The sequence below is a fragment of the Geoglobus acetivorans genome, from assembly GCF_039641995.1.
GTDB lineage: Archaea > Halobacteriota > Archaeoglobi > Archaeoglobales > Archaeoglobaceae > Geoglobus > Geoglobus acetivorans.
The window spans coordinates 423699-438901 of sequence record NZ_CP087714.1 but is presented as its reverse complement, the minus strand read 5'-3'; the positions used below and the strand labels follow the sequence as shown (position 1 = coordinate 438901).

The following is a 15203-nucleotide window of genomic DNA, read 5'->3' as shown; positions in this document are numbered from 1 at the left end:
TCAGGGGCCTTCAACCTCGGAAAGCCCCCGCACGTGTAATTCCGCTAAGTACAGGGTGGAAATATAAAGCTTTTGGCTGAAAAACCAAGTGAAAAATAATTAAAGATGTCAAGAAAAAGTTCTTCTGCCCGAATACCATCCGAATTTCAAGTAATGGAAAAATAATCAAAGCTGGATTAAGAGGTACCAATAAGCTATAACCTCTTTCTGATAAATCTGTCAATTTCCCCTCCAATTTCAGATATCCAGTCCACATTTCCGGGTGGAGAAGCGGTCTGCCTTAGATATATGCTTTCCACTATTCTGGCAACTTCATGCGGTGTCTTACCTGTTGTATCAATTTCGTGCACTTCTGCACACATCTCGAGTGATTCTACAAGGATGAAATCCACTATTTCCGCTTCAAGATTCTCCAGAATCTTATCCTCGTCCCAGCCCTTGCCCTTCATCCTTTCTAAAAGCTCAGCAGGGTGACACCGCAGGACGGCACATCTGTCCGCAATATGATGGCTGAGATGCCCCTCCACAAAATCACACTCCCATTCGTACGGATCGAACCTCCCGTCAAGGCAGTCGAGGTCGACAACGAGTTCATCTCCTTCTCTGGATAGGCAACCGTAGTATTCAGCCACCTCATTGATATGAATAACTCTGTAACCTTTTCTCCTGAGTATCTCCGAAACGGTGGTTTTTCCAACCCCAGGGGTGCCGGTTATCGCGAACACAGTACCTCCCTCAGCGTGTCGATAAAGATTTTGTTCTGTTCCTCAGTCCCAACACTCACCCTGACCGCATTTTCGCCTGCGCCATCAAAATTTCTGAGAGACCTGATAATCACACCCCTCCTTTCAAGTCTCTCCGCTAGGTCCCTGGAAGTGATTTCAGTCTCGAAAAAGATGAAGTTGGCATCAGACTTCACAGGCTTTGCGATTTTTTCAAGCTCGGAATGAAGCCATCCTCTGCCATAAACGATCTTTCTCACCGTTTCCTTCATCCAATCGATGTCCTCAAGAGCCGCAAGTGCGGCAGATATTGCAACGGATGAAAGAGAAAAAGGTGGATTGACCCTCATGAACGCCTTTCTAAGCGACGGGTGCATAATCCCGTAGCCAATTCTGAGGTTCGCCAGCCCAAAGGCCTTTGAAAACGTTCTACCTATGATCACGTTCTCATATTCCGCAAGCTTCAGCATATCCCTTTCCGCAAACTCAGCATAGGCCTCATCAATAAATACATACCCTCTTACCGACTCGACCACTTCTCTGACAAAGTCAAAATCTTCAGAGTTGCCTGTGGGATTGTTCGGTGTGCAGATGATTGTGAGTTTCGCTCCTTTCACGTATTCTGCCATTCTGTAATTCGAATTTCTTTTCAGCCAGACCTCATTCGCTCTGTAAATCCTGGAGAGAATGGAGTAATACGGAAAGGTTGGAGGAGCATAGCAAACAGCATCTCCGGGATCTATGAGCATCTTGAAAACTGACTCAAGGACTCCATCCATTCCTGCTGATAGTGCAATCATCTCTGGCTCATATCCGATATAGTCTGCAATTCTCTCCCTGAGTTCACCAGGATCAGAAGGCGGATAGACGTTGAGGCGATATTGATTCTTCAGAATCTCCGCCACCTTTGGAGAAAAGCCATAAGGATTCTCGTTGGAAGCAAGCTTGATTATTCTCTTCAGCCCGTATTTTTTCTTGATTTCTTCGATGCTCTTCCCAGGAACATATTCCGGTATCCTGTCTATATCACTCCTCATCTTCTCTGCTTATTTTTATTTCAATCTCTGACCAGTCTTCCGGCACACCCTTCAGGGTTGACACGAGGGCAGCGATGACCTTCAGAAAGACGTCTTTCACGTAGCGGTTTACGGGAATCACCTTTCCGTCTATTTTTATCTCGACCAAATCAATCACCCCTGTAATAAGGCTCTCTCAACAGTATCGCCTCTCTTATAACATTTAATAATCTTTCTCCGCTTAAGCCACGAACATCAACAAGATTGTCGTTTCTCATAAGACATGGTTTTATTTTTCCATCTGCTGTAACCCTTATTCTGTTGCAGGAATGACAGAACTCCGAATTATCAACAGGCTTTACAAGTTCAACAGCATAATCCTCGAAAATGTACTGTCTTCTTTTCTGCATACCTCTGATTCTAATCTCCCTCGCACTGCTTTCGAACCTTTCTTTAAGCCGGAAGACGTCAAAATATCCTTCGCCATTGTAATTAAGATTGACAAGTTCTATGAACTGCAGAATAAGTTTTCCTCTGAACTTTCTGGCGAATTTGATCATTTCATCAATTTCATCAAGGTTCAGTCCAGAAATCAGAACCATGTTGAGCTTTACGGGAGTCAAACCAGCGTTAATTGCTGCCTCTATCCCCTCGATGACCCTTTCAATCTTCCCACCCCTCGTCATTGCCCGATACTTTTTCGCATCAAGGGTGTCAAGACTCACGTTGACTCTGTCCAGTCCGGCACGTTTCAAATCACACGCATACCTGCTCAAAAGCTGTCCGTTGGTTGTCATCGAGATTTCATCAAATTTCGGGAGCTTTTCCACGATTTCTACGATATCCTTCCTCACGAGGGGTTCTCCCCCTGTGATCTTGACTTTCCTGACCCCCAGTTCTCTGAAAGCTTCTGCAATTTCAGCTATCTCATCTGGAGAAAGCTCATCTCCACTAAGATAGCCTTCCCTGTGACAGTAAAAACAGTTCAGGTTGCACCTTGATGTTACAGAAATCCTCAGATTTGTGATTTTCCTCCCAAATCTATCGACAAGCATAGTTTTTCAGCTCGCTCCACGTCTTCACGGGTATTTACATTAAAGAAAGATAACAGATTTTTATCAATTTTTCGTAAACATTCAATGTCATAAAGAGCAACATTATTGCTCCGGAACACTGGAGCGAGTATCTTCCTCTCGTTTTTTTCGAAGCTTCTCTCAATTTCGAGAAGAATTTTCGGAGAATAAACTGCCAGCAAAGGCTCAAGTCTTCCGTCACTCCATACCGGTAGCAGCGCATCCGCATCACATTTTTCAGCCTCAGCATACAGTTTTTCCAAAACTTTTGCCTTAACAAAGGGCATGTCGCACGCAACAACAGCTGTCCTGCTACTGAAGTAGCTCAAAGCCGAATGTATCCCTGCAAGAGGGCCAAAATTCCTCACAGAATCTACAACACAGCGATGTCCCTCAAAAAGCCGCTTTTGACCTTCATCTCTGCAAACAATAACGGTTTCAAATTCGGCAAATTCCTCGATAAGCCTTTCAATAATCTTTTTTCCGCAAATTCTTATCTGAGACTTTTCAGCACCGCCAAGCCTCCTCCCCCTCCCCCCGACGAGAATTGCAACATTCACATCAGAAATGGATTAGTTATTTAAATAGTTGTTCCCAAACGCCTGACATGGATGTGATTGAGGAACTCAAAGCTGTCAGAGGCAGGGATATTCCCTACTCGAGAGTTCTCAGCTCAATGTGTACTGTCCCGCATCCTGTTGCAGCTGAAGCTCACAGTTTATTTATTGAAACAAACCTCGGAGACCCGGGAATATTCGTCGGAACCATGGAGCTTGAAAAAAAGGTCATCTCAATGCTCGGCAGACTGCTGGGCAACAAAAATGCTGCCGGATACATATCATCCGGAGGGACTGAAGCGAACATTCAGGGAATCAGAGCTGCAAGAAACCTGAAAAAAGTGGATAAACCAAACATAGTCATCCCAAAATCTGCCCACTTTTCATTCGAAAAAATAGGCGACATCCTCGGAGTGGAGATAAGGAGAGCAAAACTGGACGAAAACTACTGCGTGGATGTGTCGGAAGTTGAAAAGCTCGTGGACGACAATACCGTGGCGCTCGTGGGCATAGCCGGAACCACAGAGCTTGGGCAGGTGGACGATATTAAAGAGCTGGGAAAAATTGCGGAAGACCAGAATGTTTTTCTGCACATCGATGCAGCTTTTGGCGGACTCGTTCTACCATTTCTGGATGAGAAAGTCCCGTTTGATTTCGAAGTAAGAGCTGTAAGCTCGATAACCGTCGATCCCCACAAAATGGGCATGGCCACGATTCCCGCTGGGGGAATACTTTTCAGAGACGAGACCTTCCTCAAGGCCCTCGAAGTTGAAACGCCCTACCTCACAACCAGATTCCAGTACACCCTAACAGGAACGCGACCCGGAACAGGTGTCGCCTCAACCTACGCGGTGCTGAAACATCTTGGATACGATGGGATGAAAGGGATCGTGAGGGAGTGTCTCAGAAACACCAGAACGCTCGTAGAGGAAATGAAAACCCTCGGATTTGAGCCTGTGGTCGAGCCGGTTATGAACGTCGTTTCATTCCACGCACGTGATGCCAGCAGGCTGAAGGACGAGCTGTACAGGAGAAGATGGGTGATATCCACCATCAGGGAGCCTGAAGCTATCAGGATGGTCATAATGCCACATGTAAATGAAGAGATGATAAAGGAATTCATTTCAGATTTCAGACAGATGCTCATCAGGCTCGGATACCTCAGTTAATCCAAAGATTTAACTAAGAAGCCGGGAAAAGTAAGGCAATGATACTGGGAATATGTGGAAGTCCCAGGAAGAAAACAACACACCATGTCCTCTCGCTCGCGTTGAAGATGCTCGAGAAGCGCGGGGTCGAGACCACTCTATTCTCAGCCCATGACAGTAAGATAGAGTTCTGCAGGCACTGCGATTTTTGCAGAAAATCGAAGAGGTGCGTGCATGAGGATGACATGGCGGAGCTCTACGAGCTACTCGAGGCTTCGAAGGGTGTGATCCTCGCCACCCCGGTGCACAACGGTGGAGTGTCTGCTCACCTGAAGGCTATGATGGAGAGGACGAGAGCGCTGCTGTTCAGAAACCCGAAAGCACTTGCAGGAAAGCCGGGGATGGGGATTGCGGTTGGGGGGGACAGGAATGGAGGTCAGGACCTGACCCTGCTCGAGATAAACGCGTTCTTCATAATGAATCGCATGATCCCTGTCAGCGGAGGGAACTTTGGAGCGAATCTCGGCGCAGCGTTCTGGAGCAGGGACACACTCGAGGGTGTGAGGAGCGATGAGGAGGGAATTAGAAGCCTCGAAATGACTGTGAACAGGTTCGCGGAATGGGTTGAGAGGGCAGGAAAGCTCAGAGAATCATTCTGAGAAAGCGCCTCGTTCTCTCCTCCCTCGGGTTTGAAAATATCTCCTCCGGAGCCCCCTCCTCCACTATTACTCCGTGATCCATGAAGATCACTCTGTCACCAACCTCCCTCGCGAAGCCCATCTCGTGCGTCACAACCAGCATTGTCATGCCCTCCCTCGCAAGCTCCCTCATGACCTCGAGCACCTCCTTCACAAGTTCAGGATCGAGGGCTGAGGTGACCTCATCAAAAAGCATCACCTCGGGGTTCATTGCCAGAGCCCTTGCAATCGCAACCCTCTGCTGCTGACCTCCCGAGAGCTGGTGGGGGTAGTAGTTGGCCTTATCTCTTAATCCAACTTTCTCCAGAAGCCTCATGCCGATTCGGTACGCCTCTTCCTTGTCCATCCTCTTCACTTTTATTGGAGCGAGGGTTATGTTCTCTATGGCAGTGAGATGTGGAAAGAGGTTGAACTGCTGAAAGACCATCCCTATCCTCTGTCTTATCCTGTTTATGTCCACCCTATCTGAAGTTATCTCCTCATCGTCCAGAAAGATTCTGCCCGAGGTTGGCTCCTCCAGCCGATTTATGCACCTCAGCAGGGTGCTTTTCCCGCTGCCAGACGGGCCGATTAAGACCACTACCTCTCCTTTCTCCACCTTGAGGTTTACTCCTTTCAGCACGTGGAGGTCTCCAAATTTTTTGTGAAGGTTCTCAACCCTTAACAGCATACTTACCAATCCTCCTTTGGTAGTAGTTGACCAGCCTGCTCAGCGGAATTGTCATCAACAGGTAGAACAGTGCAACGCCAATGAATGGTGTCCACGCGTTGAATGTCGTTGAGACGATCTGCCTGCCCACTCTGGTGAGCTCGACTATGGATATGACCGACAGAAGCGAGGAGTCCTTGAGCAGAGCTATGAATTCATTGCCCAGAGCGGGCATTATGTTCCTGAATGCCTGCGGGAAGATCACGTACCTCATGGCCTGAAGGTACGTCATGCCGAGGGATCTCGCAGCCTCCATCTGACCGTGAGGAACTGATTCTATTCCTGCCCTCACTATCTCGGCGATGTATGCCCCGCTGTTTATGCTGAGCGCTATTATGCCCGCAGGTTCAGGGGAAAGGTTTACCCCTATAGCCGGAAGGCCGAAGTAGACGATGAGGATCTGAACGAGGAGGGGGGTGCCCCTGATGACCTCCACGTAAAACGTTGAGAGGTAGTGGAAAACGGGATTGTGGGACACCCTCGCCAGGCCCGCAATGGACCCAATTATCAGGCCGAAGAACGTTGAGACCGTGGTGAGCTTGAGAGTCATGAATGCCCCGAAGGCGAGGTCGGGGAGGATGTTCATGAACAGCTCGGGATCGAACTGGTTTATCCCTACCATGGGCACAAAAAAATTGGGAGATTTTAAACCTTACCCTTTTACTCTCCAAACCACTTCCTGTAGATCTTGTCGTAGGTTCCGTCCTCCTTCATCTCCTTCAAGACCTTGTTTATGGCCTCGAGGAGAGCTGGATTGTCCTTGTTCACGGCAATTCCATAGTACTCGGGCTCAAAAGTCTTGTCCTCTATGATCTCGAATACGTCAGGGTTGTTCTTCTGCGCGAGGTAGGCGACGAAATTGTCAATTATTGCCGCGTCTATGTCTCCTTTCTCGATGGCCATTAAGGCTGAGGGTGTGTCCTCAAACTTGATCAACTCGAACTTTATTCCGTTCTCGATGAGCTTCTGGGCGGCAAAGTCCCCTGTCGTGCCAAGCTGCACTCCAACCTTCTTGCCTGCCAGATCGCTGACACCCCTAATTCCGGAGCCTTTCTTGGCGAGTATGACCTGCTTCGCCTCGAAGTATGGATCGCTGAACGACACCTGCTTGGCCCTCTCCTCGGTGATCGTCATTGCAGACATTATCACGTCATACTTGTGGGCCAGCAGTCCGGGTATTATTCCGTCCCATGCAGTGTTCACGACCTCCAGCTCAAGCCCAAGCCTCTTCGCAATTTCCTTTGCCAGATCCATATCAAAGCCCTCGTACTTGCCCGTCGTCTGGTTGGTGTATTCGAATGGAGGGTATGCAACGTCGCTACCAACAGCCAGCTTCCCCGGGTTCACGAGATTCAACTCAACCTTCTGCTTGGCTGCTTTTTCAGGCGCGGGCGTTGGCGTTGCAACCTTCTCCTCCTGCTGTGCGCAACCAGCGAGCATAACTCCCAAAATCAGCAATACGATAAGCACCTTCCTCAAGCTACCACCCGTGTGAGCCTTGCAGCGGAAGTTTATAATTTTTCCTGAAAAATCTCACGAACTGCAAGGTGAAGAAAGAATATCTATTTATAGACTCGACGCCAAAGGTTTCAGCATGACAAGGAAGGTTTTAGTCTGTCCGGTGTGCAACTCCACGGACGTGGAGCTTGACACAGGTGGAGTTTCTGGAAAGTACTACTGCAAGAATTGCGGATACATAGGTAGCTACGTAATGGAAATGACCGAAGGAGAATATGAAGAGATGCTCAAAATGGAGGAAATGAAGAAAGAACATGATGAAAGCAAATGAGAAACTTCTCAAAAATTATATACCCAGAGTGCCCCCGCTGAACATGGACAGCATTGGCACTGTAATTCATGACGGGAAAAAGGCTATTGTAAGTTTTCCTGCAGAATTTGTCGACCCACGATCAATAAATCTCCTCATGAAAAACTGTGACAGGATAATTCTCGCAATGCCCTGGAAAAATATCGTTTCTCTCGGACTTAACAGGTACAGATTCTATAACGGAAGGTACATACCCGTGGATTACAGAGACAACGGGGAGGCGGGGAAAAAAGCCGAATTCATCCGAAAACTTGCAGAAGGTAACGTAAAGCAGGATGAAATAGTCTATCCTGGGAATATTTTCGTTGAAGAAGTTAAGGAGAACGGGGTCCTCGAAAGACCCTTTTTTGGCGAAGCCAGCATTGACGTTTCAAGACTGAAAAATCTGAAGCTAACGGCGGTGTATGGCTACCTCATGGACGAAAATGGTGGCTATGCAGACCCAGACTTTGCTAAAAACTTTGCCGACGAGAAAGGTTTCGAGTTTACATCAATACAGGAAATAATCGATAAAAGACTGAAGGGCGAAAAACTCGTCAGACGGGTTGTTGAGGCAACACTTCCAACCAAATTTTACGGCACATTCAGAGCGGTGGGGTATGAGACGCCCCTCGGAGAAATCGTGGCGCTCGTGAGAGGGGAGGAGCTCAGAGAGGTCCCTGTCAGAATTCACTCTGAGTGTCTCACCGGCGACATTTTCCACTCCCTGAGGTGCGATTGTGGAGAACAGCTTGAAAAGGCACTGAAAAAGATTGATTTCGAAAACAGAGGTGTTCTGATATACATGAGAGGGCATGAGGGCAGAGGAATTGGCCTGCTGAACAAGCTGATGGCATACAGGCTTCAAGAAGAGGGTAAGGATACGGTCGAGGCAAACCTCGAGCTTGGATTCCCATCAGACATGAGAAGTTACGGGATAGCAGCGCAGATCTTGCTTGACCTCGGAGTGAAAAAAGTGAGACTCATGACCAACAATCCGGAAAAAATAGAGGAGCTTAAGGCCTACGGATTTGAGGTCGTGAGAGAGCCTATAGAGATTGAACCGCATGAAGAGAACTACGTTTACCTGAAAACCAAGAAGGAAAAGATGGGGCACATGATCTGCATAAATGATTGATCACACCTGTCACAGTTACATACCCATACCTATTCTTTTCTGCCATCGGGTGCTTTCGGAAAGATAAACAATTCCTCAGAACTCCTCTTCCCATGTAAGAATCGTGTGCGTGTAGGTGCCTTCTTCCTCCCTGATACCCCTCCTGACCTCGGAAACGTGGGCATGCTTTGCCCCTATCCTTTCGAGAATGAAGTCGACAGCCTCCTCAGGATTGGATTCACCACATGTGTAGACGTCTATAGCCGCATACCCGAGCTCAGGCCAGGTATGAATAGAGATGTGGGATTCGGCAATTATAACCGCCCCTGACACGCCTGCAGGCATGAACTTGAAAAAATGTGATGCCTTCACAGTCATTTTTGCGTGCTTTGCAGCATCCTTGAAAATCCTCTCTATCTTCTTTGGATCCGAGAGAACGTCCGGACTGCACCCTGAAGCCTCCACTATGATGTGTGTCCCCTCTGTTCCCACGACGGGAGTCATCGCTTTGAGTTTCTCGTTCGGATTTTAAAATCTATTCCTCTCCTGAGGGGTCGATGAAAACACCATCATTACCCCTGACTCTGGCCATCTCTACCCTTCCATTCGATATAACTGCAATAGGGGCAGAACGTCCATGATTTGCCCTTCGAAGGTCTGATCCTGAGAATGGACATGTCATGCTTATCGCATTTTCTGGCAGTAACCTCCAGCCTTCCTTTCTGCGGTAAAGGCAGGGTGAACCTGCATTCTGGGTAGGACGTGCATCCAATGAACCTACCTCTCGCCTTCCTTATCTCAAGGTCATTACCGCACTCAGGGCATTTTCCGACAACCCTGTCCTTTCTAACACCCTCACGTATAGTCTTCCCAAGCTCCTCTTCATTGACATTTTCCAGGACTTCTTCGAGGAACTTTGCGCTCTCATTGACAACGGCCTTCTGATCCTGCTTCCCCTCTTCAATCCTGTCCATATCCTCCTCAAGCTTTGCGGTCATATCGGGTAGAGTTATAACCTCGGCCTCCTTTTTGAGTGCATCGATGACAGCAAAAGCTACTTCAGTCGGTTTCAGAGGGTTGCCCCTGATATACCCTCTTGAATAGAGCTTTCTCAAAATTTCGTGCCTTGTGGATTTTGTCCCGAGATTGTACTTTTCCATGAGCTTTATAATCGAGCTCATTGTGTATCTGCCGGGCGGTTTTGTCTTCTTTTCCTCGATTTTCTTTGAAAGCACCTTCAGGGTCTGACCCTCGTGCAATCCGGGCAAAAAGCTCTCCTCAGCTTTGTAGTAAACATATATTGCCCTCCACCCTGGATTTACAAGCTGTTTGCCGGTTGCCTTGAAAATCTCGCCACTGGCGTCGATTTCCGCCTGCCTCACAGCCCATACCGCATCAGGAGCTAAGGTGGCAAGAAACCTCCTCACAACAAGCTCGTAAATTCTCCACTCATCTTTGGAAAGGTCTTTTCTGCTCGCCACCTCGACAGGATGAATTGGAGGATGATCCTTGGTTTCTTTCTTACCTCTTGACGGTTTCATGTGCGATAAAGCGATTTCCGCCTCAGCCTTAAATTCAGAATTTAAGAATTTGCTCACGATCGCTTTCAGATTTAGTGATGGTGGGTAGACAGTATTGTCCGTTCTGGGGTAGGATATGTAACCGTTCATGTAAAGGTTTTCAGCTATGCTCATTGCCTTGTCAGGAGCCATGAACTTGCCCGCTTCTCTCAGAAACTCGGTTGTGTTGAACGGTATCGGCCTCCTTTCAGAAACATCCTTTTCGACGTACTTCTTTACGACGGCTCTATCACCAATCCTCGAAAAAGCCTCTTCTGCTTCTTCTTTCTTCAGAAATCTTTTAACGTGTTTAGCAGAAAACTTTTCCCCGTTTTCGAACTCTGCAAAAATTTCCCAGTATGGAGTTGGCTTAAATTGCTGGATCTCCCTCTCCCTTTCGACTATAAACCTGAGTGTTGGAGACTGCACCCTTCCAACGCTCAGAAAATCCTTACCAAGCCTTCCGGATGAAAGGGAAAGCAGTCTCGTGAGCAGCGCACCCCACATAAGATCCACAATCTGTCTCGTCTCTGCCGCCTTGGCAAGATTGAAGTTTATCTTTGTCGTGCTGGAAAACGCCTTCTTTATCTCCTGGGGGGTGATGGCAGAGTATTTCGCTCTATCGGCTTTAACTGACGGATTTGCTTTCTTTATTATCTCCAGAGCCTCGACTCCAATCAGCTCACCTTCCCTGTCGTAATCCGTTGCGATGGTGACCCTTTCTGCTTTCTGTGCAAGCTGAGACAGGGCTTTCGCAATATTTCTCGCCTTCACCTTTTTTACCAGATCTGCCTTAAGCAACGATTTTAACGGGACCTTGCTCCAGTTGTTGTATTCCTTTGGATAATCAAGCTCAACTATGTGCCCCTTCAACCCAACAACCGCATTTTTTTCATCCTGTGAGAAATAGACGTTAACTCCGTCTATCTTCCTTACCTTAACCCTGCCGAAGAGAATTCCGGCTATCCTTCTGGCGGTGTTGTCCTTCTCAGTTACTATCAGCCACATCCAGAACCATCTCAAGGTATGACTTTCTTATGCTTTTCTCTCCACCAAGCCCAAGCATTTCGGCATATCTGAAAACCCTCCTTTTTGCCTCCTCGACATCGTCGCTCTCAATCTCAAGCTCAACAAAGCTCCCGATACCATCAAGATGGTCGAGACAGATTATAACGTCCCCATCCCGGTAGATTTTCCTTCTCTTTACCACTTCACCTGCCTTTCTGAAACCCAGTTTTTCAAGTATTTTCCTTGCTGCTTCGAAGTTATCCAGCTTCACCTTAAACTCCTCCCTCGTTTTCGTCTCACTGTCAATTTTTTTGCCCTTGTAGGTCAGCGTTACACCCTCAACATCCTTCCTGACTCTGAGAGCCTCATCAGTTTCGCGAAAATCCCTGCATGGGTGATTGAAATAATAATCGTGCTCAATCTTTTCTATTACAAACTCAGCCCTGTCCCTCAAAACCCTCTCGATTTTTTCGGGATCCGGGATTCTGAATTTAATCTCAACTTCCATAACGCCCGTTTGATGGCAAACTTATAACCTTAACCATACTTTTTTAAATCCAGTATTTGAGTGGGTCTCAGGTGGTAACGATGATCAAAAAGGGAGACTTTGTCAGGGTAAGCTATACCGCAAAGCTTGAGGATGGAACCGTGATAGACTCCACAGATGAAAGCGTGGCGAAAGAGCACGGAGTCTATGAAGAGGGAGCAAGATACGGCAGCATTGTTGTTGTGGTTGGAGAGGGGCATGTGCTCAGGGGTCTCGATGAGGACCTTGAAGGAAAGGAGGCAGGCTACAAGGGAAGCGTGGAGGTTCCTCCGGAAAAAGCATTCGGGGAATACAACCCGGATAACAAGGAAGTGATTTCAATAACGAAATTCAAGGAAAGGCCTGTTCCGGGCCAGAGAGTCCAGGTTGGAGAAAAGGTTGGTACCGTCGAGAAGGTCATTGGAAGGAGAGCCATTGTCGATTTCAATCATCCGCTCGCAGGAAAGAAAATCATATTCGAATACGAAATTGAAGAGATTATAGAAAAGCCTGAAGAAAAGATAAAGTACCTTTTCCTGATCTACACCGGAAGAGAGCTTGAGCCAAAAATTGAGGATGGAAAGGTTATTGTCGAGGTTCCCAAAGACGCCTCATTCAACCAGTACTTCCTGCTGGGCAAATACACGGTTGTGGACCAGATCTTCAAGCACATAGAGGGTGTTAAGGAAGTCGTGTTCATGGAGGTCTTTGAAAAACCGGAAGAGGAGAAGGATAAACAGGGTAGCGCAGAAACAGAAGAGAAATCTGAAGCCGAAGGAGAAGAGAAAGAAGAGTAAAAACCCTACAATTCTTTTCTCAAATCAAGAACCCTTTTTGCTTTTCCTTCAAATCTTTCGAGGGTGCCCTTCTCAACAAGGTCAACGTTCACCCTTATGTTGAGTTCCTTCTGCAATGCCCGCATGACGTTATTCCTGATCCTGCTGAAGTCCCTCAGCTCACCAGTAAAGATTTCATCTCTCATCTCCACTCTGACAGTAATTTCATCAAGGCTGCCATTTCTTGTTATCACAACCTGAAAATGATCTCCAACCTCAGGCAGATTCATCAGAACATGTTCTATCTGGCTCGGATAGACGTTTATCCCCCTCACCACAATCATGTCATCCGCTCTGCCAATTATCCTGTGAATCTTGGGATGAGTTCTGCCGCAAGAACACCTGTCAAACCCCATCAGGTAGGTGATATCTCCCGTCCTGTACCTCAGCAGAGGCATTGCTTCCTTCGTCAGCGGAGTTAAAACAAGCTCACCCTTCTCACCTTCTCCGAGCTGTTCTCCCGTTTCAGGATCAACAATTTCAACCAGGTAGTGATCATGCCAGATGTGCAGTCCATTCTGCTCCTCGCACTCGAAGGCAACCCCCGGGCCATTCATCTCACTTAAGCCATAACTGTCGAAGGCCTTCAAATCAAACGCTTCTTCAAGCCTCTTCCTCGTATTATCGCTCCAGGGCTCTGCCCCAAAACATCCGATACGAAGGGGGAGGTTCTGAGTGTCTATGCCCTTTTCCTCCGCAACCTCCTTTATTCTGAGGGCATAGCTCGGGGTCGCATGGATGGCCGTGGTGCCGAAATCCACCATGTACTGAAGCTGTTTCTCAGTGTTGCCGGTGCCTGTAGGAACCACCATTGCTCCGATTCTTTCGGCGGCGTAGTGAAAACCCAGTCCTCCAGTAAATAATGTGTAGCTGACAAGATTCTGGAACACATCTTCCTTCCTCACCCCAATCATGTAAAGACATCTGGCAACCATGTTTATCCAGTTTTCAAGGTCCCTCTCAGTGTAGGCAACAACTTTGGGCTTCCCCGAGGTGCCCGAAGACATGTGAATTCGAACAAGCTCGGACTTATCGACGGCCACCAGGCCAAATGGATAATTCGCCCTCAAATCATCTTTCGTCGTGAAAGGGAGCTTAACCACATCATCTATCCTCCTGATGTCATGAGGAGTGATGCCCATTTCTCTCATCTTTTTCCTGTAAAAGGGAACATTATCGTAAGCCCGCCTGACAACCCATCTCAGCCTTTTCACCCGAAGCTCCTCAAGCTGATTCAGGGGCATAATTTCCTCACGTTGCCAATAGCTACCAAATGGCATACTTTGGACATCGGTGCATGAGGTTTTAAAAAATTTATCAAAGGTCAAAGTGAGTGATTCCGAGGGACACTCCACCATCTGGTTGAGTAGAGGCCCACATTACCACCAGTTCACCAAAACCAGTATTTCCGTTAGTGCTGCGCGACCAATGGAATTGAGTTTCATAAAAAAGAATGATATCGCCAGTAAGATTGCGAAATTGAGACACGTATTGCAGGTTCATATTCCAAAAATAATTTATATTGAATTTGTCAAAATTACTGTTGGATGACCCAGTTAGTCATCAATATGAACAGCAAGATTCTTGCAAGATTGCTCGCAAGGGCATATGTGGCAGAACACACGGAATGCGAGGCCATTTCCGAGACCATGCTTCAGCTGGGGGACGAGAACATATCCAAGCCATTTTTCAACCTGATAAAAGACAACGAGATCCACAAGATGATGATTGAAAATGTAATCGAGAGATTGAGCTTCAGCATTGAAGATTTCAAGGAATATTCCATCAGAACGATCGGAGTAAAAAAGTTCGATTTTACGGAAGATTTTACAACCCAGCAGTTAAACGAGATACTCAAATGGGAGAGGTGGGCAAGAAACTACTACCGAAACCTGCTTGATCAGGACTTCTCCCAGATATCGCAGGAACTCGGAGAGGAGACCGTAGAGTTCGTGAAAGATACGCTCAGAAAGCTCATACAGTGGGAAGAGATGCACATAAAACTGATAGAAGACCTGATGTCAAAAGCATGAAGTAAAAAATAGAGAGAATCAGAGCTGGCTTGTTGCGAGCTTGATATCCTCGATCTTGACTGTCTTCCTGCCAGAATGCTTGGCAAGTTCTACAGCCTTCTTAGCAACCTGAAGAGCGTAGTCCTCTATTGCCTCCGCCAGTGCTTTCTTTGCATCCTCACTAACTCTCTGCGCACCAGCCTGCCTAATAATCCTCTCAACTGGAGCAAGTGGCAGTTCCATCAAAACACCTCCTTAGCTTTTTTCGAGTATAAATTAAGTAATTCCATTATATAAATTTTTGGGTTGTTTAGGGAGGGGATTGAACCCAGTTCAACCAACGAAAGATGTAATCAATCACATCACTAATTCGATATTCCTTCAACGCTCCATTGGGGAAAATCAGCAAACTTTA

19 protein-coding genes are annotated in these 15203 nt (G+C 47.1%); 6 read left to right on the top strand and 13 right to left on the bottom strand.

The window, feature by feature from the left end:
• Positions 1 to 194: 194 nt before the first annotated feature.
• From LPQ35_RS02525 to mobA, 5 genes are read right to left on the bottom strand one after another with little or no spacing between them, the layout of a single operon-like run.
• Positions 195 to 725, bottom strand: a complete 531-nt coding sequence (locus tag LPQ35_RS02525) for an AAA family ATPase (RefSeq protein ID WP_193806194.1) — start codon at positions 723 to 725, stop codon at positions 195 to 197.
• Positions 713 to 1759 (bottom strand): histidinol-phosphate transaminase, encoded by a 1047-nt coding sequence (gene hisC, locus LPQ35_RS02520; RefSeq protein WP_193806195.1) that lies wholly within the window; start codon positions 1757 to 1759, stop codon positions 713 to 715. Before hisC ends, LPQ35_RS02525 begins: the two co-directional genes overlap by 13 nt.
• Positions 1749 to 1907: a hypothetical protein gene (locus LPQ35_RS02515; protein WP_193806727.1), complete on the bottom strand. Its 159-nt coding sequence runs from the start codon at positions 1905 to 1907 to the stop codon at positions 1749 to 1751. Before LPQ35_RS02515 ends, hisC begins: the two co-directional genes overlap by 11 nt.
• A gap of 1 nt (position 1908) precedes the next feature.
• Positions 1909 to 2793: a GTP 3',8-cyclase MoaA gene (gene moaA, locus LPQ35_RS02510; RefSeq protein ID WP_193806196.1), complete on the bottom strand. Its 885-nt coding sequence runs from the start codon at positions 2791 to 2793 to the stop codon at positions 1909 to 1911.
• Positions 2754 to 3371 carry an NTP transferase domain-containing protein gene (gene mobA, locus LPQ35_RS02505; RefSeq protein ID WP_193806198.1) on the bottom strand — a complete coding sequence of 206 codons (618 nt, stop codon included), beginning with the start codon at positions 3369 to 3371 and terminating at the stop codon, positions 2754 to 2756. Before mobA ends, moaA begins: the two co-directional genes overlap by 40 nt.
• A 47-nt stretch (positions 3372 to 3418) precedes the next feature.
• Between mobA and mfnA the strand changes: the two genes are divergently transcribed.
• Both mfnA and LPQ35_RS02495 read left to right on the top strand, forming a co-directional pair.
• The gene (gene mfnA, locus LPQ35_RS02500) at positions 3419 to 4537 is read left to right on the top strand and encodes a tyrosine decarboxylase MfnA (RefSeq protein WP_193806200.1); all 1119 of its coding nucleotides are present in this window, start codon (positions 3419 to 3421) and stop codon (positions 4535 to 4537) included.
• Between the two features lie 38 nt (positions 4538 to 4575).
• Positions 4576 to 5175, top strand: coding sequence for an NAD(P)H-dependent oxidoreductase (locus LPQ35_RS02495; protein ID WP_193806202.1), 600 nt, complete (start codon positions 4576 to 4578; stop codon positions 5173 to 5175).
• Here the strand turns inward: LPQ35_RS02495 and LPQ35_RS02490 are convergent.
• Genes LPQ35_RS02490 through LPQ35_RS02480 form a run of 3 tightly spaced genes read right to left on the bottom strand, consistent with a single transcriptional unit; the run spans position 5159 to position 7393 of the window.
• Complete coding sequence (locus LPQ35_RS02490; RefSeq protein ID WP_428832251.1) at positions 5159 to 5884, bottom strand: amino acid ABC transporter ATP-binding protein; 726 nt, start codon at positions 5882 to 5884, stop codon at positions 5159 to 5161. The two genes, LPQ35_RS02495 and LPQ35_RS02490, sit on opposite strands and share 17 nt — an antisense overlap.
• On the bottom strand, positions 5868 to 6545 hold the full coding sequence (locus tag LPQ35_RS02485; protein WP_193806203.1) for an ABC transporter permease subunit: 678 nt from the start codon (positions 6543 to 6545) through the stop codon (positions 5868 to 5870). Before LPQ35_RS02485 ends, LPQ35_RS02490 begins: the two co-directional genes overlap by 17 nt.
• Before the next feature lie 38 nt (positions 6546 to 6583).
• Positions 6584 to 7393, bottom strand: a complete 810-nt coding sequence (locus LPQ35_RS02480; RefSeq protein ID WP_346297716.1) for a basic amino acid ABC transporter substrate-binding protein — start codon at positions 7391 to 7393, stop codon at positions 6584 to 6586.
• 124 nt (positions 7394 to 7517) lie between these two features.
• On the opposite strand from LPQ35_RS02480, the gene LPQ35_RS02475 reads away from it, so the two are divergent.
• Together LPQ35_RS02475 and ribA are read left to right on the top strand one after the other, a co-directional pair.
• A complete protein-coding gene (locus tag LPQ35_RS02475; protein ID WP_193806205.1) occupies positions 7518 to 7712 on the top strand; it encodes a TFIIB-type zinc ribbon-containing protein in 195 nt (64 codons plus the stop codon).
• 43 nt (positions 7713 to 7755) lie between these two features.
• Positions 7756 to 8868: a GTP cyclohydrolase II gene (gene ribA / locus LPQ35_RS02470; protein WP_346297672.1), complete on the top strand. Its 1113-nt coding sequence runs from the start codon at positions 7756 to 7758 to the stop codon at positions 8866 to 8868.
• A gap of 75 nt (positions 8869 to 8943) precedes the next feature.
• Here the strand turns inward: ribA and speD are convergent, their stop codons facing one another.
• From speD to cyaB, 3 genes are all read right to left on the bottom strand, one after another.
• A complete protein-coding gene (gene speD, locus LPQ35_RS02465; protein WP_193806702.1) occupies positions 8944 to 9339 on the bottom strand; it encodes an adenosylmethionine decarboxylase in 396 nt (131 codons plus the stop codon).
• A gap of 80 nt (positions 9340 to 9419) precedes the next feature.
• A complete protein-coding gene (locus tag LPQ35_RS02460; RefSeq protein WP_193806207.1) occupies positions 9420 to 11414 on the bottom strand; it encodes a DNA topoisomerase I in 1995 nt (664 codons plus the stop codon).
• Positions 11395 to 11922 (bottom strand): class IV adenylate cyclase, encoded by a 528-nt coding sequence (gene cyaB, locus LPQ35_RS02455; protein WP_193806208.1) that lies wholly within the window; start codon positions 11920 to 11922, stop codon positions 11395 to 11397. The genes LPQ35_RS02460 and cyaB overlap by 20 nt, the downstream gene beginning before the upstream one ends.
• Positions 11923 to 12002: 80 nt before the next feature.
• Here cyaB and LPQ35_RS02450 point away from each other — a divergent pair, with 80 nt between their 5' ends.
• The gene (locus LPQ35_RS02450) at positions 12003 to 12737 is read left to right on the top strand and encodes an FKBP-type peptidyl-prolyl cis-trans isomerase (protein WP_193806210.1); all 735 of its coding nucleotides are present in this window, start codon (positions 12003 to 12005) and stop codon (positions 12735 to 12737) included.
• A 5-nt stretch (positions 12738 to 12742) separates the two neighbouring features.
• On the opposite strand, the gene LPQ35_RS02445 is transcribed toward LPQ35_RS02450, so the two are convergent.
• Complete coding sequence (locus LPQ35_RS02445; protein ID WP_193806212.1) at positions 12743 to 14056, bottom strand: AMP-binding protein; 1314 nt, start codon at positions 14054 to 14056, stop codon at positions 12743 to 12745.
• A 267-nt stretch (positions 14057 to 14323) separates the two neighbouring features.
• Here LPQ35_RS02445 and LPQ35_RS02440 point away from each other — a divergent pair, with 267 nt between their 5' ends.
• Complete coding sequence (locus LPQ35_RS02440) at positions 14324 to 14809, top strand: hypothetical protein (RefSeq protein ID WP_193806214.1); 486 nt, start codon at positions 14324 to 14326, stop codon at positions 14807 to 14809.
• Between the two features lie 18 nt (positions 14810 to 14827).
• Here the strand turns inward: LPQ35_RS02440 and LPQ35_RS02435 are convergent, their stop codons facing one another.
• Positions 14828 to 15034 (bottom strand): histone, encoded by a 207-nt coding sequence (locus LPQ35_RS02435; protein ID WP_048092641.1) that lies wholly within the window; start codon positions 15032 to 15034, stop codon positions 14828 to 14830.
• Between the last annotated feature and the right edge of the window lie 169 nt (positions 15035 to 15203).